This is a genomic window from Halolamina sediminis, from assembly GCF_001282785.1.
GTDB lineage: Archaea > Halobacteriota > Halobacteria > Halobacteriales > Haloferacaceae > Halolamina > Halolamina sediminis.
The window spans coordinates 1,394,015-1,412,405 of the sequence record NZ_CVUA01000001.1; the positions used below are offsets into that span (position 1 = coordinate 1,394,015).

Below are 18,391 nucleotides of genomic sequence, written 5' to 3' on the forward strand. Positions count from 1 at the left end.
ATTTGTACCTAACGGACGATATATCCGTCGGCGATTCCCGGAAACCGCCGTCGCCGCTACTCGTAGGTGTGGACCTGTCCGGTCGTGTTCTCCTCGATGTACTCCCAGTCGTAGTCGACGCCGAGTCCGGGGCCCTCGGGGACGGAGACGGTCCCGCCCTCGACGGCCTCCATCATGTCGGAGTAACCCCCCTCGTACACCGGCGGCTGGGTGTTCTGACAGTCCGGGTGGACCAGCGCCATCTCGTAGTAGTTGGAGTTACGGCAGGCGGCAATGCAGTGGCGCTGTGCCGGCCCGGGCGCGTGGAACTCGATGTCGAGCCCGAACGCCTCCGCGACGCGGGCGACCTTGATTGCGCCCGTGATTCCGGCATCGTACTCGGGGTCCGCGCGGAGGAAGTCCGTCGCGTCGTTGGCGGCGAAGTCGGACTTGAGTTCGAGCCCGCGGACGTGCTCGGTCTGGAGGATCGGCGTATCCAGCTTCTGGGAGAGCTTCCGGTGGGCGTGCTGGGAGATGCCGCCGTCGCGGAACGGGTCCTCGTACCAGAAGAAGCCCTGCTCGTCGCAGGCCTTCCCGAGTTCGAGCGCGTCGGCGAACGTCTCCAGCTCGCAGGCGGGGTCGTGCATCAGGTCCATCTCGTCGCCGACGGCCTCGCCGACCGCGTGGACCGCTTCGACCTCCCGATCGAGATCGCGGGAGGAGTCGCCGCCGCCCCAGCCGTGGATCTTGAAGCCGCCAAAGCCCTGATCGCGACACTCCTCGGCGAAGTCGGCGAACGCCTCCGGCGAGTCGAGCCCGCCGGCGTCGTCGCCGTGGTACGTCGACGCGTAGGCGGGGATCTCGGTGCGGTAAGTGCCCAGCAGTTCGTGGATCGGCGCGTCGTAGTACTTGCCCGCGAAGTCCCACAGCGCGATGTCGATCGGGCCCATCCCCATCCGGTCGTACTTCCGGAGCGCCCGTTTGATCTCCGACCAGTGTTTCTCGCGTTCGAGGGGGTTCTTCCCGATCAGGTACTTCGCGATGATGTTGTACTGTGCGGCCGCCGGGGAGTTTCCCCCGACGTACTCGCCGGTGATCCCCTCGTCGGTGTGGATCTTCACGCCGAACAGCTTGCGGTAGGTCGTCTCGCCCGGCTCGTAGACGAGGTTGAAGCCGTGCTCGTCGGTCCCCACGTCCTCCAATGGGTACTCGAACTCCCGGCTCTCGATCTTCGTGATCGTGGGTGCCATGCCCGCCTACTGCGCGGCCACCGCGTAAAAATCCCCCCAAGGCGGATTCGGCGGCGGGCTACCCGTCCAGCGCCCCCATCCGCCGGATCCCCGGCTCGTCGAGCCGGAACGAGCAGCCGACGTGGGGCACTTCCAGCACTCGCGGGTAGGGGAACGAGGCGGCGTGTTCGTGGAGCACTTTTGGATCGGCACCGACGCCCTGCCACATGTCGTGGTGGGTCGGGAGCAGCCGGTCGAGTTCGAGTTGGTTCGCGGCCTCGATCACCTGATTTTCGTCCATGTACCACCGCGTTCGCTCCCCGCGGCCGAGATCGTGCTTGTAGATCTCCCCGACGGAACCGAACGCCAGCGCGCCGACGGAGACGTCGAACTCCGCGGCGATCTCGGGGAACGCGTCGGGTGCGGGCCGGCTGTCGCCGGCGTGGACGAACGTCCCCGACTCGTGTTCGACGACGTAGCTCACGGGCTCGATCGCGTCGGGATCGTTCGCCCCGCGGACGTGGACGGTGAAGTCGCCGACGTCGAACGTCTCGCCCGCGGCGATCACGTTTCGACGATCCTCCGGAGCGTCGAGGTCGGCGTCGTAGTCCGGCGACTCGTAGGACGCCGCGGGCGCGTAGAGGTCGGCGCCGAGGTCGTTCACCAGTGGGCCGTACGACGGCGGGTGCATGTGGTCGATGTGTTCGTGGCTGACGAGGACGGCGTCGCAGTCAGTGGCGTCGGTGGGGTCGATCGGGACGGGAATCATGCGGACGATGTTCGGCGGGTCGCCGTCGCCGAAGTACGGGTCGACGTAGATCGTCGTCGACGCCGAGCGCAGCACGAACCCGTTACAGCCGAGGTACCAGCCGACGACGCCGTCGCCGGGATCGGCCGCCTCGACCTCCTCGCGTACGAACCAGTCGCCCCACGTCGAGTGAACCATGGCCGCGTGGTTCGGCGGGGGAGGGCAAAGCGTTGGCGCCGCAGGGGAACAGCCAACTGACCTGCGGTCGCCGACGCGACTCAGAGCTCCACAGTTTCGCCCGTCTCGCTGGCCTCGTACACCGCCTTGATCGCCCGAATATCGGCCAGCCCGTGCTCGCCGTCCGGGTGAGGGTCCTCGCCGGTCAGCACGCAGTGCGAGAAGTACTCGAACTCCTCCTCCATCTGGTCGGCCTGCTCGAACGCGACGTCGAAGCTGGTGTCGCCGCGCTCGATCGTGAGCGCGCGGTCGTCCCAGGGGTAGAACGCCGGCTCGATCCGGACCCGCCCCTCGGTGCCCAGCACCTCGATGTGGCTCGCCATGTGGGCGTTCTGGCTGGCGGTACAGACCGCGAACGTGTGGCCCGGGAAGTCGAGTTGGAACGCGGCGTGCTCGTCCGGCACGTCGTCGAACTCGGGGGTCACGGACGCGACGGTGCCGCGAACGCGCTCGGGGTCGGCGCCGAGCAGGTATCGCGCGGTGTTCAGCGGGTAGAGCCCGATGTCCATCACCGCACAGCCGCCGGAGAGCTCGCCGTCCAGCCGCCACTGGTCGGGGTCGGGGACGAGATCGAGGATCGGCTCGGTCATGTTCCCGTTGACGAAGATCGGTTCGCCGATGAGGCCGTCGTCGACGAACTCCTTCGCCCGCCGGACTGCGGGCTCGGTCTGCATCCGGTAGGCGATCATCAGCGTCGCGTCGTTCTCCTCGACGACCTCGACCATCCGTTCAGCGCGCTCGATCGTCGCCTCCATCGGCTTCTCACAGAGGATCGCCTTGTGGAGTTCGGCGGCCGTCTCGACGAAGGGCAGGTGAAGGGCGTTCGGTGTCACGACGTACACCGCGTCGTAGGCGTCGCTCGCTTCCCCGTCGTGGAACGCGTCGTAGCTGATCGCGTGCTCGACGGTCTCGACGTCGGCCGCCACGTCGGCGGCCTTCTCTGGGTCGCCGCTGACGAGGACGGTCGTCTCACACAGTTCGGCGTTCGCGACCGCGGGCATCGCCTGCTCGCGGGTCCACCAGCCGACGCCGACCATCGCGAAGCGAACGGGGTCGTCGGTCGCCTCCAGTTCCTGCCAATCCCGCCGGTCGAACGACTCGGCGAGCGTCTCGATATCCATGGACGCCAGTCTCGCCGGGAACGAAAAAAAAAGCCGTTGTGACAGCGAAAGCTGCAGGAGGCCGCGGGTTCAGTAGCTGTCGTACACCGTCTTCGAGATGGTGTAGAAGTCGAGCCCGGCCTCGCCCTGCTCGCGGAACGTCTCGCTGGAGGAGGCCTTCATCCCGCCGAAGGGGACGTGGAGTTCGACGCCGGTCGTCTGCTGATTGACTTTCACCACGCCGGCATCGATGTCGTCGACGAAGCTGTTGGCCTCGGTGTGATCGTTCGTGACGATGCCCGCCGAGAGCCCGTACTCCACGTCGTTGGCGGCCGCGAGCGCTTCGTCGTAGCCGCTCACGGGGATCACCGACAGCACCGGCCCGAAGATCTCCTCCTGGGCGAGTCGGCTGTCGTTGTCGACGTCGGCGAACACCGTCGGCTCGACGAAGTACCCCTTGCGGTCGAGCGCGTCGCCGCCGGTCTCGAGGCTCGCACCTTCCTCCTGCCCGACCTCGACGTACTCGAGCGTGCTTTCGAGCTCGTCCATGCTGACCTGCGGGCCCATGTCGCCGCCTTCGAGCCCGTTGCCGGGCTTGATCCCCTCGGCCTGCTCGACGATCGCGTCGACGAACTCGTCGTACACGTCCTCGTAGACGATCGCCCGCGAGCAGGCGGTACAGGCCTGTCCCGTCACGCCGAAGGCGCCCCAAGAGACGATCTTGGCGGCCTTCTCCACGTCAGCCGAGTCCGAGACGACGGTGGGGTTTTTCCCGCCCATCTCCAATTGGACGCGCTTGCCGTCCTCGGTCGCGGTGTCGTAGACAATGTCGCCAACTGCGGCGCTGCCGGTGAATGAGACGGCGTCGACGGCCTCGTGGCCGGCGACCACGTCGCCGACCTCGCTGCCGGGCCCGGTGACGACGTTGAGCGCGCCGTCGGGGAGGCCGGCCTCGTCGAGCGCCGCGGCGATCTCGTGGGTCGGGCCGGGCGCGAGCGTCGCGGGCTTGATCACCGCTGTCGTGCCGGCCGCCAGCGCGGGCGCGATCTTCCACGCCGGGATCGCGATCGGGTAGTTCCACGGCGTGATCAGGCCGGCGACGCCGACCGGCTCCTGTTTGGTTCGAAGCACCGTGTCGCCGCCGCTGGCGCTTTTCACCTCGCCGCCGATGTCGCGGGCCTTCGAGCCGTAGTAGTCGAAGATGTCGATGGCGCGCTGGACCTCGCCGCCGGCCTCGGCCTCGGTCTTCCCCTCCTCGCGGACCAGCAGTTCGGTCAGTTCATCCTTCTTGTCGGCCAGAATCCCGCTCGCCCGCGAGAGGATCCGTCCCCGTTTCGGGGCGGGCGTGTTGCTCCACTCGTCGGTTGCCGCGGCTGCGGCCTCGACCGCGCGTTCGGCGTCCGCCGCGCTGGACTTGGGGTAGGTGCCGACGACCTCGTCCGGGTTGGCGGGGTCGTGTGTATCGAACGTGTCGCCGCTCTCGGCGTCGATCCACTCGCCGTCGATGAGATTCGATCTGCTCGCCATACCCGTCCGTTGTAGCGGTCGGCGGATAACCCTTTACGCTGCGGCCCACCCCCGGAGATTTATGCCCCCCACGCGCCGCAGTCCCCGCATGCGCTACTACCGCCACGAGCGCGACGGCGATGCCCACCTCCTCGCCGTCGCCGACGGCGAGGCTCGGGATCTGACGGCGATCAAACCCCGGCTGGGATCGTTCCGCGATCTCGCCGCGGCCGGAGACGTCGCGAACAGCGGCGTCGACGCGCTGGCCGCCGAGCTGTTCGCCGAGGCGCCTGTCGTCGAGTTCTCCGTCGTCGAGCTCGAACGCCCCGTCGCGCCCGGGGAGGTGTGGGCCGCCGGCGTCACCTACGAGATCAGCGAGCAGGCCCGCGAAGAGGAGAGCGGGATGGCCGACGTGTACCTCGACGTGTACGACGCCGAGCGCCCCGAGATCTTCTTCAAGGCCACGCCGAGCCGGACGGTCGGCCCCGGCGGCGCCATCGGCGTCCGCGGCGACTCCGACTGGAACGTCCCCGAGCCCGAACTGGGGCTCGTACTGTACGATGGCGAGATCGTCGGCTACACCGTCGGCAACGACGTGAGCAGCCGCGAGATCGAGGGGGCGAACCCACTCTACCTCCCGCAGGCGAAAGTGTACGACCGCTGCTGTTCGATCGGCCCCTGTGTCGTGGGCGCCGACAGCGTCCCGGATCCCCACGACCTCGGGATGTCGATGCGCATCGAGCGCGACGGCGAGACCGTCTACGACGACGCCACCTCGACCGCGGAGATGGCCCGGAGCTGCGAGGAGCTCGCCGACTGCTGGCGGGCCCACAACGCGGTGCCGGAGCTGGGCGTGCTGCTCACCGGCACTTCGCTCGTCCCCGAGGACGAGTTCACCCTCAGTCCCGGCGACACGGTCCGCATCGACATCGAGGGGATCGGGGAGCTCGTGAACCCCGTCATCGAGGTCTGAGCGTCGTGCTGGTGGGCGATTTCGACGAGGTCAGGAACGGAACTCGGCCACGGACGCGGACCGCCCCGTGTCACGCTCCGTGACTGGTCCGTCGGGTCCGCCAGTAGAGCGACTCCGGCCGTGGCCTCAGCCGATCGTCGGCGCTTCCGGCGGGATAGTTCACGGGGCGACGGAGTTCGTCACGCCGTGAGCCATCGTCAACGCGCTTATACTCCTCCGGTTCCCGCTTGGTGTCGTTCGGTTTCCACATGACGACGATCCTCGACACCGCGCGGCGGCGGGCGACGCTACTCGACTACCTGCGGGACGGCCCCCTGGACAAGCGTGATCTGCTTGATCGCGTCGCCGCATCCCGTTCGACGATCGACCGCGCGACCGAGGAGCTGCTCGACCGCGGGCTGGTGCGGGCGGTCGACGGCGGGTACGAGGCCACGCTCGCGGGCGTGTTGGCGCTCGAACAGTCCCGGGCGTACGAGCGCGACGCCAACGCCATCGCGGCAGCCGCGCCGGCGCTGACGCCGCTGTGGAAGGAGTCCGAGGTCGACGTGACGTTCCTCCGGAACGCCGACGTCTCGCTGGCGGCCGACGACGACGTGGTCCGGCTCCTCGCGGAGCTCGGCTCGGCGATCCGCAACGCCGACGAGGTCCGAGGCGTGTTCCCCCAGATCGCTCGGCCGGAGCAGTTGGAGACGCTGTACACGCGGGCCAACGTCGACGCCAATCTCGACCTCGTGTTCTCGGAGTCGCTGTTCGACACGCTGGCGTCGACGTTCCCGGGCTGGCTCCGCGGGGTCGTGCTCGCGGGGGCCGGCCGCGTCGCCGTCGGCCCGGTGCCGGAGTACGGACTCGTGGTCTGCCGCGCCGGCGACGACCGCGAGGCGTTCCTGCTCACGTACGACGACGGCCGGCTCCACGGCGTGCTCCGGAACCACGGGGATGGGGCAGCGTGGGCCGACGAGCGGGTCGACACGCTCCGCGACGGCGCGACCGACCGGTCGGCGCGCATCCGGGCGCTCGACGCGGACCTGGGGTTCACGGGCGTCGGTGACGTGACGCCGCCGTTCGGCGGGGTGTCGGCGATCGCTGAAGGGGGTGTCGAGGAGCGGACCGAGGGCCTCCTCGCCGGTGGCTACGCCGTCGACGGCGGGAAGCTCCGAACCCCCGCCTTCGGTGCCGAGGGGGCGTGTACGGTGTCGTTCTGGATACAGCCGAACGACCCCGACGGCGGCTGGCAGATACTCCTCAAGTGGGACTACGTCGCGATCGCGCTCCGGCGCGGGGAGCTCCACGGAATGGTGTACGATCCCGACCGCGAGGAGAGCCGCGCGTACACCGCGGTCCCTGTCGACAGGCTCGACACGGGGCGCTGGCAGCACGTCGCCTACACCTACGACGAGTCCCGCGCCCGGCTGTACCTCGACGGTGAGCTCGTCGACGAGACCGAGGACGACTATCCGCTCCACATCGCCGAGATCGGAGCAGCGCTGGGGTACCACTACCGCGACAGGGACACCGGCGTCCACGAGCCGACGTACGACGGCCGACTGTACGACGCACGGCTCTACGACGTCACGCTCTCGCCCGAGGAGATCGAGGGCCTCGTAACCACGACGGGGCCGACTGCCGCCGCGTGGGACGCCGAGTGAGGGCTATCCGCCAAGGAACCGCTGGGCACGCCTCGCGACGGCCGTTCGCAACGCCGACTCGTCGATCGCTCTTTCGCCGCCGAACAGGCGGCCGTGCTCCTCGCGATAGACGTCCTCCAGTAGTCGATCGCGAAGCGCGTCGACGGTCGGTGCCTGCCCGCGCTCACGGAGCCGCGTCGCGACGCGCTCGAACCGGCGATCCGTGGCCACCGCGGCCGCCAGCGAGTCGGCGTTCTCGGACTCTATCGGATTCTCGGGCGGTGTGGGAATTTCGGAATTTTTGAGCAGTGCACGGCCGTCACGCTTGTCACAAATTAGGACGCCAGCAGCGGAGCCGTCGTACCACGCCGAGGCCGGGATCCGGTAGCTATCGGGGTCGAAGTCGCGGCTGTGGCGTTCGCGTTCGACCGCGTTGGAGGGATCGAGCCCGAGTCGGTCGAAGATGGCTTCGGCGTCGTCCGGCGGGCGGAACGCGTCGGCGTCGGCGTCGAACACGTCGATGCCGAGAAACGGCGGCAGCCGCCCCCAGTCGTAGTCGATCCGCTCGCGGTGGGTCGCCCAGCCGACGAAGGTGAGGCTGCTCGCGTCGTCGACGGCGCGCCGGAGCGCCGCGCGGTTCAGCCGCTCCCGGACGTGCCGGACCGCGCGCCGACACTGTCGCGGGATCGCATCGTCGTCGTGGTAGACGTGCTGCTGGCCGCCGAAACGGATCGCACCCGACGTCCGGAGCTGGAACCGGAGGAGCGACCCCTCGACCGCCTCCAGCAGCCAGAGGTGGCCCGCGAACTCGGGGGCGGCCTCGTCGCCGACGGTAGGGATGGGCGGGTACTCCTGCACAGGTGGGCTCGGAGGGCCGGCCGGGTATTGGTTCCGGCGTGGCCCACCACCCTTAATCCGGCCGACACCGAAGCTATCGGCATGATCACGAGCAGGCGCATGGCCGCGGTCGACCGCAACGCCGCGGCGCTGGGCGTGCCGCTCCGGGCGTTGATGGAGTCCTCGGGCAACGCGGTCGCCCGGCGGGTCCGGGAACTGACGGCCCGGGGCGACTCGGTGACGCTGGTCTGTGGCCGGGGGAACAACGGCGGCGACGCGCTCGTCGCCGCGCGCTTCCTCGACGACCGCGATGTCGAGGTGAAGTTGCTGGGTCGCCCCGAGAGCATCACGACCGAGATCGCCCGAGCGAACTGGGAGGCGCTCGAAGCCGCCGAAATCGATGCCGAGATCGTGACCGACTCCCACGCGTTCGACCTCGACGACCCGGACCTGCTCGTCGACGCGATGCTCGGGACGGGGATCACGGGCGAGCTCCGGGAGCCGGAAGCCAGCGCGGCCCACGCGATCAACGACAGCGCGGCGCCGGTCCTCGCGGTGGACGTCCCTTCGGGCGTGGACGCGGACACGGCCGCGACGCCGGTCGGGGTCGTCGAGGCCGAGCACGTCGTCACGTTCCACGACCTGAAGCCGGGGCTCGCCGAGCACGCCGACGTGACCGTCGCGGACATTGGCATCCCCGCGGCCGCCGAGGAAGTGGTCGGGCCGGGCGACGTGGCGGTGCTCGGCGCGGGCGGCAGCCGCAAGGGCGACAGCGGCCAGACGTTCGTGATCGGCGGCGGCCCCTACACCGGCGCGCCCGCCCTCGCCGCCGGCGCGTCGCTGTCGGCCGGCGCGGATCTCGCGTTCGTCGCCTGCCCGGAATCGGTGTTCGCCCCGATCGCGGGCTACTCCGAGGACCTGATCGTCCAGCCCTACGGCGACGACGGTGAGAACTCGACCACGGACCACCTCGCACCGGAACACGTCCCGGAACTCGTCGACACGGCAGAGCGCCACGACGACACGGTGATTCTCGGCCCGGGGCTCGGTCGACATCCCGAGACCGAGGACGCCGCCCGGCAGTTCCTCGCCGAGTTCTCGGGCACCGCGGTCGTCGACGCCGACGCGCTCCCGCTCGTGCCCGAAGTCGACACCGATGCGGCGCTGGTGCTCACCCCGAACCGCTCCGAACTGGCGGAGCTGGATGGCCCCGAGGCGGACGACCTCGTGGCCCACGCCGACGAGATCCGCGAGCTCGCGGCCGATCTCGGCCACACGATCCTCGCGAAAGGCGTGGTGGACGTGATCACCGACGGCGAGACGGTGCGGCGCTGTCGGGCCGGCACGCCCGGGATGACCGTCGGCGGCACCGGCGACACGCTGGCGGGCATCGTCGCCGCGCTGCTCTCCCGCGCCGCGCCGTTCGAGGCGGCCTGCGTCGGCAGTTACGTCAACGGCCGTGCCGCCGAACTGCTCGATCGAGGCGATGGCCTGCGCGCGACCGAACTCCAAGAGACCATCCCGGCGGCGCTCGAAGGGGGCGACGATGACTGAGAACGACGACGTGGCCGGCGTCACACCGGACGGCGAACTGACCCACACCACCGACGACGGCGACGTGCAGATGGTCGACGTGGGCGAGAAGCCCGACACCGGCCGGCGCGCGGTCACGCGGGGAGAGATCCGGCTCACCGAGTCGACGGTCGACGCCGTCCGCGCCGACGAGATCGGGAAGGGCGACGTGCTCGCGACCGCCCGCATCGGCGCGATTCAGGCCGTCAAGCACACGTGGGAGACGATCCCGATGTGCCACCAGATCCCGATCACGAACGTCGACACGGAGTTCTCGGTCGGCGACGACCGAATCGAACTGGAGGTGGCGGTCGAGACGACCGGGAAGACCGGCTGCGAGATGGAGGCGATCCAGGGCGTGACGACGGGGCTCGGCGTCGTCTGGGACATGGTGAAAGCCGCCGAGAAGGAGGTCGTCGACGAGGGAGAGTCGGTCGAGGCCAGTGGCTACCCGGGGACGGAGATTTCGGGCGTCGAGGTCGTGAGCAAGGAGAAGCGGGAGCTCTGAGGACGGTTCGGTTGGTGGTCAGGTGGTTCGTGGTTCGATTGTTGGCTGATAGATCGGTAACAGCGTCTCGATCGTAGACCACTTGTGACCGCACCGCCCCGCACAGCCCACACGCCTCCCCAGCCGACTCCTTCCCTCACATCCGTTCGGTCAGTCGTCCCTCGCGCTGACACGCGGCACAGGGCCGCGTGCGCTTCGCGCCACCGCGGCCGCGGTGCGGTGGCGGTGGACGCCTCGCCGGCGCCAACGTGGCGCCGGCGGGGGGAGGGGTGGGGACTCGGCGCTGCGCCGGGCCTCGTGCCCGGCGCACTGCGGCCGCAAGTGGTCTAGCGTCGAGATGCCGTCGCTGTCTCAGTGGCCAACGAAGGAGATACTGCCGCGGTCGCTGTCTGCAAGATCGACCACTAACTCACAGAATCGACCGAGAGATCCATAACGGAACTCGAAAACTCAGGCCCCACCAGCCTCGGCGTCGACCGCGACTGACTCCAACTCCGCTGCCTTCGAGCGCGCCTTCGACACCACTTCCGGTGGCGCCTCGAACTCGATCACGACCTGCTGGTCGCCGTAGGACTCCTCCTGAACGTTCCCGTTGTCGTGGATCCACGAGACGACGCTCATCGCCTCGTCGGTCACTGGGAGCAGCAGTCGCTCCTGCTCCCAGTCGGGCAGCTCGCGCTCGACGCGCTCGCGCAGGCGGTCGACGTTCTCGCCGGTCTTCCCCGAGACGACGATGGGGTTGGGCGCCAGCCCCGAGAGCGCGCGCTCGCGGCGCTCGATCTCCGGCTCCGAGAGCTTGTCGGCCTTGTTGAACACCGTGACGATCGGCGCCTCGTTGCGGTCCGAGAGCGTGTCGTGGGAGGTCACCAGCTTCTGACGCATCTCCTCGACAGGCTCGGCGGCGTCGACGACTAGCAGCACGAGGTCGGCGTAGTACACCGAGTCCAGCGTCGACTTGAACGACTCCACCAGCCAGTGGGGGAGGTCCGAGACGAACCCGACCGTGTCGGTCAGCAGCACCTCCCGCGTGCCCGTATCGGCCTTCCGCGTCGTGGTGCCGAGCGTGGTGAACAGTCGATCCTCCGACTCCGCGGTGGAGTCGAGGTCCGGGTGCTGTTCCTCGTTCTCGTCGACGTCGAGTTCGCTCGCGAGTCGGCGCAGCAGCGTCGACTTCCCGGCGTTGGTGTACCCCGCCAGCGCGACGAGGTCGAACCCCTGATCGCGGCGCTGGGCCCGCCGTTTCTCCTCCTTCTCGGCGATCTGGTCGAGCTCCTCGGAGATCCGGGCGATCTGGTTCTTGATGTCCTGCTCGCGGGACTCGTCGTACTCCCCCAGCCCCATGAACCCCGGTCGCTCGTCGCGTTTGGCGAGGCTGGCTTTGGCCTCGGCCCGTGGGAGCTCGTAGCGTAGCTCCGCGAGCTCGACCTGTAGCTGGGCCTTCCGCGTCTGGGCGCGCTGGCCGAACAGTTCGAGGATCAGGGTGAACCGGTCCAGCACGTCGACGCCCTCGGGCAGCTTCCCCCCGACATTGTACGTCTGGAACGGCCCCATCTCGTTGTCGACGACGACAGTGTCGGCGCCGGTCTCTCGCACGAGCGCAGCGAGCTCGTCGACTTTCCCCTCGCCGAAGTGGTAGGCGGCGTCCTGCGTCCGGCGCTGGGTCAGCTCGCCGACGACCTCGTACCCCGCCGAGCGGGTGAGCTCGCTTATCTCTTCGAGGTCCGCCTCGCCTTCGTCGACGCGCTTGGCGACGACCGCGCGATCAGTCGGAATGGCTGTCGGTCACCTCGGTTCCGGTCGCGATCGACGGTTCGTTCACGGTCGACGTTCGTGATCCGTGGGCATGAATCCCGCGGTGGATCCGGTCGTTCACCGGCGCTCGGCGCTGCTGTTCTCGGTCACGAACTCGACGATCGACTCGGTTCCATCGAAGCCGCTAGCCATCCGGCCGACGACTTCGCCGTCCTCGAACAGCAGCAGCGTCGGGACGCTCTTGATCCCGTACTCGTCGACGAGATCCAGATCGGTCTGGGGGTTCAGCATCGCGACAGTCGCGTCGGTCGCACGGGCGACGTTGCCCACGACGGGCTCGATCGACTGACAGAGCGTACAGCCCTTGGTGTAGAAGTCGACGAGGACCACGTCGTGTTCGGCGACCAGTTCGTCGAGTTCATCGCCGGTGTCGAGTCGGTGCGGTTTCTCGAACGTTTCGCTCATACCGGAGAGAGGCGCTGGAGGGGGATATGTCCCGCGCCCGCGGCGACGCGGACTCGACGCCGCCACCGCCATCGACGCCTTCCCACCGCGCGTGCCGCCGCCCGGAGCTATTTACCTCGTCCGGCCCGGTATTCCACTATGAGCGAGGCACACGCCGACACGCTGCTCCCGAGCGAGCGGATGCGCGAACAGGCCCTCGACGGCGACGTGACACAGATCCACCGCGGGCAGGCCTACGCCGAGGAAGGGGATCGCTTCGAGATCGACGGCACGACGTTCGAGATCGTCGACGTGACCGACCGGACGCTCGGCGACATGACTGACGAGGACGCCCGCGCCGAGGGCGCCCGTGATCTGGAACAGTACAAGGAGATGCTTCGGCGCTCCCACGACGAGTTCGAGTGGGACGACGACAGCGAGATCGTCCGGCACCGGTTCGAGCGAGTCTGAATTTCCGACTCAGAGTTCGCTCCGCTGGAACCGGACGAAGCCGAGTAGTACCGGGAGCCCGAGCCACGCGAGCAGCGCCGTCAGCGCCCCCGCCGTCGAGACGAACGGTTCGGTCCCGACGACGGCCGCCGGCGGCGCCGTTCCGACGCCGAGTTCGGCCGCGAGGAGGTAGTTCAGGCTCGTTCCCGGTTCGACGAACTGCGCGAACTCGACCCAGGTCGGCTGCGCCATCGGCGGTTGGAACCGGAACAGCACGATCACTACGGCGTCAACCAGCGACCCCCAGAGCATCGCCAGCAGCACGTACGTCCCGAACGCGGCGCCGATCACGCGGCGCGGACTCGCCAACCCCGTCGAGAGGCCGACCGCGACCCCGAGGAAGGCGAGCGTGTACAGCAGCGTCGCCAGCAGCACGAGCAGGTACTCGCCGGCCGCGAAGTCGCCGTAGCTGAGGAACAGGTAGCCGCCGGCGGCCACGCCCGCGACAGCGAGCGCGCCCGTCAGCGCCACCGCGCGGGCGAGGAGTTTCCCGGCTACCAGATCGCGCCGGGAGTTCGGCAGCGAGAGCGCCAGCGCGGCGGTGCCCGACTCCCGGGCGGCGACGACCGCACGGTAGCCCAGCACCAGCCCGACGAGCGGGAACAGCGGGACGGCGACCGACACGAACACGTCGAGGTACGCCGAGAACGGCGCTTCGGGCGACCCGGCAAGCCGCGGGACGGCGTAGCCCAACCCCGCAAATAGCGCGAGCAATCCGGCGGTCAGCACCCACACTCCCCGCGCCGCGAACGCGCCCCGGAGGTCGTTCCGAGCGACCGAGCGCCAACTCATCGGCACCCCTCCGTGTCGTCGACAGTCTGACTGCTCCGGATCATAGGTCGGTGGAACGGAACCGCAGGTAGCCGAGCGCCGCGGGGCCGAGCGCCCAGATGACGAGCAGGCCGGCCGCGACCCACTCGCCGAGATACCACGGCGCGTCCGGACCGAGATACGGCCCCTGCTCGACGCCCGCGAAGAAGCCGTTCACGAGCCGGCGGTACAGCATTCCTGGCTCCGCGCCGTAGAGGAACAGCGCCCAGTCCGGCATCGTCCCGTTCGCGAGGCCGAGGGAGTCGAGCGCGGCGGTGAACACCCCCCGGAGCTGCGACCAGACCGCGACGAACAGGACGAACACGCCGAACGCGGCGCTGCTGGCGACGGCCGTCGACGTGGTCGCCGTCGAGATGGCCAGCCCGATTCCGACGAAGGCGGCGCCGTACAGCAGCGTCCCGAGCAGGTAGGCGGCGACGGTGCCGACTTCGAGGCTGCCGAACGGGTAGTTCGTCAGCGCGGCTCCGCCGAGGACGCCGACGGCAACGGCGGCGCCGAGCGCCGCCCACCGTGCGAGGAACTTCCCGATCACCACGTCCAGCCGGTCGTACGGCAGCGAGAGCAGCAGCGCCAGCTCCCCCGAGGCGCGCTCGCCGACGATCGTTCGATGCCCGAGCAGCAGGCCGACCAGTGCCACGACCAGCGCGGCCGCACCGACCACGAACGACGCGAAGTCGGCGCTCGTCGGCGTCTCCGGGCCGAGCATCGGGACCGCGTAGCCGCCGGCGACGAACAGGAACGCGACTGTCCCGAGCAGCCAGCGCGTCCGTCGGGCGCCCCATACGTCCCGGAGCTCCTTCCGGGCGACGACGGTCCAACTCACTGCCCCCCCTCCGCGGTGTACTCGACGAACAGGTCCTCGAGCGACGGCTCCTCCGTCGAGAAGTCGAGCACGTCGACGCCGGCGCCGTCGAGCGCGACCAGCACGTCCATCTTCACGTCGTCGGGGCAGGTGACCGCGAACGCCTCGTCCTCGATCCACGCCGTGTCGACGCCCTCGACCGCCTCGATCGTGTCGAGGTAGCTCTCGCTCGGGTCGTCGACGGTGATGCGGAGCTTCGTGCCGCCGGCGGCGGACTCACGCAGCGCGTCGATCGTGTCGACCGCCTGAAGCCGCCCCTCGTGCATGATGCCGACGCGGTCACAGACCGCCTCGATCTGCTCGAGGATGTGGCTGGAGAAGAAGACGGTCGCGCCGCGCTCGTTCTCCTCGTGGATGATCTCGCGCATCCGCCGGGCGCCGCCGGGGTCGAGCCCCGACGTGGGCTCGTCGAGGATGAGCAGGTCGGGATCCCCGACCAGCGCCATCCCGAGCACGAGCCGTTGGGCCATCCCTTTCGAGTACCCCCCGGCCTTTCGGTCGGCAGCGTCGCGGATACCGACGCGCTCGGCGACGGCCATTGGTTCGATCTCGACCCCCTTCGACTCAGCTGCGAACTGGAGGTGCTGGCGGCCGGTCAGCCGGTCGTACACGTCGTACCCCTCCGGGAGTACGCCCATCCGTTCCCGGACGGCAACGCTCTGGTCGCGGGCATCCATCCCGAACACTTCGACGCTGCCCTCAGTGGGGCGCGCGAAGTCGAGCAGCATGTTGATCACGGTCGACTTCCCGGCGCCGTTGTGGCCCAGGAAGCCGAATATCTCGCCGTCCTCGACGGTGAGGTCGACCCTGTCGACCGCCGTCACGTCGCCGTACCGCTTGGAGAGCTGGTGTGTTTCGATAGCGGGCATCGGTTCTCGGGAAGCCCGTTCGGTCGAGTAGTGATAAAACTGATCGTAGTACCGGCCTATCAGCGTCTCCGACGACTCCGGACAGGGGCGGTTGCACGGATACGAGCGTTTATTTATCCAGGTTCCGTGCCCCATGACGTGCCCCGAGACCCCCACGAACGGGCGATATCGCCCGTCATCGGCGCCGTCCTGCTGTTCGCGGTGGTGATCATGCTCACGGCGACCGCGGGCGTGATGGTGCTGGGGTTCAGCGACTCGTTGCGGGCGCCGCCGCCGTTCGCGGCGACCGACGAGGAGGTCGAGGTCGAGGTCCAGGGGAACGAGACCCGGCACACGCTGGATGTCGTCCACCGCGGTGGCGACCCGGTCGAGGCGGCCGCGCTGACGACGCGGATCGCCGTCGGCGACCGGGCGATCAGCCTCCCAGCGACCGAGAGCGACGACGGCGCACTGGCCGACGGCGAGTGGAGCGTCGGGGAGCGGCTCACGCTCGGGCTGAACGAGTCGCTGCTCTGTGCCGGCGACGCCGAAGAGGCGTCGGTGGCGCTCTCCTACCGCGACGACGGCGCCAGCTACGAGCTCTCCTCACAGACGGTGCCGATCGAGCGCGGCCAGTTCGTCATCGACGGCGCGGAGGTCCGTGCCACCGCGCCGTACACGGCGAACGTGAAGTTCGTCGGCACGGGGTGGTCCTCGGAGACCGCCGACGCGCCGGTCAACGTCACCGTGAGCGTCGGCGGCACCGTCGAGAACGCGTGGCGGATGGTGGAGGACAGCGACTCGGTCGTCGGCGCGACCGGCGTCTCCCGGCAGGAGCCCGGTACGGACCTCGAAGTGACCGCGGCGGGGCGGAAGCCGGAGTACGACTGCGTCTGGGGGAACTTCGGCTGTACGCAGGTGGGCTGGCAGTGGACCCGCGTCAGCAGCACGGACAACACCGAGAACGTCCGCGTCTACCGCGACGGCGACGACGCCCCCGAGTTCGGCGGTGCCGACGGCCAGCAGTCTGCCGCGGCGTACGTCGAGCCCTACCTCGAGGACGGCGAGATCAGCCTCGACGACAATCAGGCGATCTACCTGTTCGACTTCAACGAGGACTCCCACGACTACCAGGACGCGGTCGTGCTGGTCTCCTTCTTCACACAGGCGGAGCGCAGCGGGATCTACGAGTCCCGCGGCGAGGACGTGGTGATCTGCCCGCCCGAGACGAAGTCGGCGAGCCCGAACGGCAACGACGGTAATGACGGGAACGGGGGCAATGGCGGCAACGGCAACGACTGATCCTCCCAATTAGCGACAGACGTTCGGCTAGCGACGACCTATCTGAACAGTCGTTCAGACCGAAACAGCTATCTGAACTGCTCCTCAATCAGCGCCCGATGAGCCAATCGCGTCTTCGCCGCCGAATCGAGGACGAGGTCGGCGAGTGCTGTGACGCCGACGTACGGCAGCGACTCGCCGAACTCGACGAGCTGGCCGACTCGACGGCCGAGAACGACGGCGCTCGCGACGCCTTCGCCGCGCTCGGGAACGAGACTCGCCACCGGCTGACCCGCATCCTCTCGGCGGCCGACGGCGAGCTCTGTGTCTGTGAGCTGGAGCCCGTCGTCGACGTGAGCGAGAGCGGGGTGAGCCACGCGCTCGCCGACCTCGTGGACGCCGGGCTCGCGACCCGGCGGAAGGAGGGGAACTGGCGCTACTACGACAGCACCGCGCTCGCCGAGGACCTGCTCGCAGTCGCCGACGGAGGGTCGGCGTGAGTGACTCGCTGAGCGTTCTGGACCGTTATCTCACGGTCTGGATCGGGCTGGCGATGGTGCTAGGCATCGCAGTCGGTCGGTTCGCGCCGGGCGTCGTGGAGACGCTGAACGCGGTGACGTGGCACGGTACCAGCCTCCCCATCGCGCTCGGGCTGTTCGTGATGATCTTCCCGATCATGGCCGAGATCGACTACGGGCGCGTGCCCAAGGTGACGCGGACCGCCCGGAAGGAGATCGCGCTCACGCTCGCGTTCAACTGGCTGATCGCGCCGTTCGTCATGTACGGGCTCGCGACCTTCTTTCTCGGCGGCCGGCCCGAGTTCGTCACGGGGCTGATCCTCGTCGGGATCGCGCCCTGTATCGCGATGGTGCTCGTCTGGAACGAGCTCGCGGCGGGCAATCAGGAGCTCTGTGCGGTCTGTGTCGGCGTCAACAGCCTGCTCCAGATCGCGCTGTTCGTCCCCTACGCCTTCCTGTTCCTGACGCTGCTGCGCGGCACCGCGGTCGACGTGTCGATGTCGCTGATCGCGCAGATGGTGTTCGTGTTCCTCGGCCTGCCGCTGCTACTGGGCTACCTGACTCAGAAAGCGGCGTTCCGCACGATCGGCCGCGAAGCGTACTACGACCGGCTGATCCCGCGGATCAGCCCGTTCGGCCTGCTCGGCCTGCTCTTTACCGTGGTGGTGATGTTCGCGCTGAAGGGCGACTACATCGTCGCCAACCCCGGCGAGATCGTCCTGATCGCGATCCCGCTGCTGGTCTTCTTCACCGGGCTCTGGGCGCTAGCCTACGGCGCCAGCGCAGTGCTGGGGTTCTCCTACACGGAGAGCGTCAGCGTGGCGTTCACCGCCTCCTCGAACAACTTCGAGCTCGCGATCGCGGTCGCCGTCGCGGTGTTCGGCGTCGGCAGCAACGTCGCGCTCGCGACCGTCGTCGGGCCGCTGATCGAGGTGCCGGTGATGCTCGCGCTGGTTCGGGTGGCGTTGGCGACGAAAGACCGGCTGTTCCCCGACAGCGTCGGTGTGAGCAGCCCGATCACTGGGGACTGA

Annotated in this window: 18 protein-coding genes; 8 read left to right on the plus strand and 10 right to left on the minus strand. The window is 69.0% G+C overall.

What is annotated here, in order from left to right; genetic code table 11:
• Positions 1 to 56: 56 nt before the first annotated feature.
• The 4 genes from BN1959_RS07050 to xacF form a co-directional block, all read right to left on the minus strand.
• A complete protein-coding gene (locus tag BN1959_RS07050) occupies positions 57 to 1,229 on the minus strand; it encodes a mandelate racemase family protein (RefSeq protein ID WP_053947985.1) in 1,173 nt (390 codons plus the stop codon).
• A gap of 58 nt (positions 1,230 to 1,287) precedes the next feature.
• Positions 1,288 to 2,154 (minus strand): MBL fold metallo-hydrolase, encoded by an 867-nt coding sequence (locus tag BN1959_RS07055; RefSeq protein ID WP_053947986.1) that lies wholly within the window; start codon positions 2,152 to 2,154, stop codon positions 1,288 to 1,290.
• Between the two features lie 80 nt (positions 2,155 to 2,234).
• A complete protein-coding gene (gene gfo6 / locus BN1959_RS07060) occupies positions 2,235 to 3,314 on the minus strand; it encodes a D-xylose 1-dehydrogenase Gfo6 (RefSeq protein ID WP_053947987.1) in 1,080 nt (359 codons plus the stop codon).
• Between the two features lie 69 nt (positions 3,315 to 3,383).
• On the minus strand, positions 3,384 to 4,820 hold the full coding sequence (xacF, locus tag BN1959_RS07065) for a 2,5-dioxovalerate dehydrogenase (RefSeq protein ID WP_053947988.1): 1,437 nt from the start codon (positions 4,818 to 4,820) through the stop codon (positions 3,384 to 3,386).
• Between the two features lie 88 nt (positions 4,821 to 4,908).
• Here xacF and BN1959_RS07070 point away from each other — a divergent pair, with 88 nt between their 5' ends.
• Together BN1959_RS07070 and BN1959_RS07075 are read left to right on the plus strand one after the other, a co-directional pair.
• On the plus strand, positions 4,909 to 5,772 hold the full coding sequence (locus BN1959_RS07070; protein WP_053947989.1) for a fumarylacetoacetate hydrolase family protein: 864 nt from the start codon (positions 4,909 to 4,911) through the stop codon (positions 5,770 to 5,772).
• A gap of 248 nt (positions 5,773 to 6,020) precedes the next feature.
• Positions 6,021 to 7,418, plus strand: a complete 1,398-nt coding sequence (locus BN1959_RS07075; RefSeq protein WP_053947990.1) for a LamG domain-containing protein — start codon at positions 6,021 to 6,023, stop codon at positions 7,416 to 7,418.
• A gap of 3 nt (positions 7,419 to 7,421) precedes the next feature.
• On the opposite strand, the gene BN1959_RS07080 is transcribed toward BN1959_RS07075, so the two are convergent.
• Positions 7,422 to 8,255, minus strand: coding sequence for a hypothetical protein (locus BN1959_RS07080; protein WP_053947991.1), 834 nt, complete (start codon positions 8,253 to 8,255; stop codon positions 7,422 to 7,424).
• Positions 8,256 to 8,336: 81 nt separating this feature from the next.
• Between BN1959_RS07080 and BN1959_RS07085 the strand changes: the two genes are divergently transcribed.
• Positions 8,337 to 9,788, plus strand: coding sequence for a bifunctional ADP-dependent NAD(P)H-hydrate dehydratase/NAD(P)H-hydrate epimerase (locus tag BN1959_RS07085; RefSeq protein ID WP_053947992.1), 1,452 nt, complete (start codon positions 8,337 to 8,339; stop codon positions 9,786 to 9,788).
• Positions 9,781 to 10,314 carry a cyclic pyranopterin monophosphate synthase MoaC gene (gene moaC, locus BN1959_RS07090; RefSeq protein ID WP_053947993.1) on the plus strand — a complete coding sequence of 178 codons (534 nt, stop codon included), beginning with the start codon at positions 9,781 to 9,783 and terminating at the stop codon, positions 10,312 to 10,314. The genes BN1959_RS07085 and moaC overlap by 8 nt, the downstream gene beginning before the upstream one ends.
• 450 nt (positions 10,315 to 10,764) lie before the next feature.
• Here moaC and hflX read toward each other — a convergent pair whose 3' ends face one another.
• Together hflX and BN1959_RS07100 are read right to left on the minus strand one after the other, a co-directional pair.
• Positions 10,765 to 12,087: a GTPase HflX gene (gene hflX, locus BN1959_RS07095; protein ID WP_053947994.1), complete on the minus strand. Its 1,323-nt coding sequence runs from the start codon at positions 12,085 to 12,087 to the stop codon at positions 10,765 to 10,767.
• A gap of 96 nt (positions 12,088 to 12,183) precedes the next feature.
• Complete coding sequence (locus BN1959_RS07100; RefSeq protein ID WP_053947995.1) at positions 12,184 to 12,531, minus strand: thioredoxin family protein; 348 nt, start codon at positions 12,529 to 12,531, stop codon at positions 12,184 to 12,186.
• 138 nt (positions 12,532 to 12,669) lie between these two features.
• Here BN1959_RS07100 and BN1959_RS07105 point away from each other — a divergent pair, with 138 nt between their 5' ends.
• A complete protein-coding gene (locus BN1959_RS07105) occupies positions 12,670 to 12,981 on the plus strand; it encodes a hypothetical protein (RefSeq protein WP_053947996.1) in 312 nt (103 codons plus the stop codon).
• Positions 12,982 to 12,990: 9 nt separating this feature from the next.
• Here the strand turns inward: BN1959_RS07105 and BN1959_RS07110 are convergent, their stop codons facing one another.
• From BN1959_RS07110 to BN1959_RS07120, 3 genes are read right to left on the minus strand one after another with little or no spacing between them, the layout of a single operon-like run.
• Positions 12,991 to 13,812 (minus strand): ABC transporter permease, encoded by an 822-nt coding sequence (locus BN1959_RS07110; RefSeq protein ID WP_079978627.1) that lies wholly within the window; start codon positions 13,810 to 13,812, stop codon positions 12,991 to 12,993.
• A 40-nt stretch (positions 13,813 to 13,852) separates the two neighbouring features.
• On the minus strand, positions 13,853 to 14,674 hold the full coding sequence (locus BN1959_RS07115; RefSeq protein WP_053947998.1) for an ABC transporter permease: 822 nt from the start codon (positions 14,672 to 14,674) through the stop codon (positions 13,853 to 13,855).
• On the minus strand, positions 14,671 to 15,582 hold the full coding sequence (locus BN1959_RS07120; RefSeq protein WP_053947999.1) for an ABC transporter ATP-binding protein: 912 nt from the start codon (positions 15,580 to 15,582) through the stop codon (positions 14,671 to 14,673). The genes BN1959_RS07115 and BN1959_RS07120 overlap by 4 nt, the downstream gene beginning before the upstream one ends.
• 138 nt (positions 15,583 to 15,720) lie before the next feature.
• Here BN1959_RS07120 and BN1959_RS07125 point away from each other — a divergent pair, with 138 nt between their 5' ends.
• The 3 genes from BN1959_RS07125 to arsB all read left to right on the plus strand — a co-directional run bounded on the left by BN1959_RS07125 (position 15,721) and on the right by arsB (position 18,391).
• Complete coding sequence (locus BN1959_RS07125) at positions 15,721 to 16,863, plus strand: type IV pilin N-terminal domain-containing protein (RefSeq protein ID WP_154018240.1); 1,143 nt, start codon at positions 15,721 to 15,723, stop codon at positions 16,861 to 16,863.
• Between the two features lie 98 nt (positions 16,864 to 16,961).
• Positions 16,962 to 17,342 carry an ArsR/SmtB family transcription factor gene (locus tag BN1959_RS07130; RefSeq protein ID WP_053948000.1) on the plus strand — a complete coding sequence of 127 codons (381 nt, stop codon included), beginning with the start codon at positions 16,962 to 16,964 and terminating at the stop codon, positions 17,340 to 17,342.
• A complete protein-coding gene (gene arsB / locus BN1959_RS07135) occupies positions 17,339 to 18,391 on the plus strand; it encodes an ACR3 family arsenite efflux transporter (RefSeq protein WP_053948001.1) in 1,053 nt (350 codons plus the stop codon). The genes BN1959_RS07130 and arsB overlap by 4 nt, the downstream gene beginning before the upstream one ends.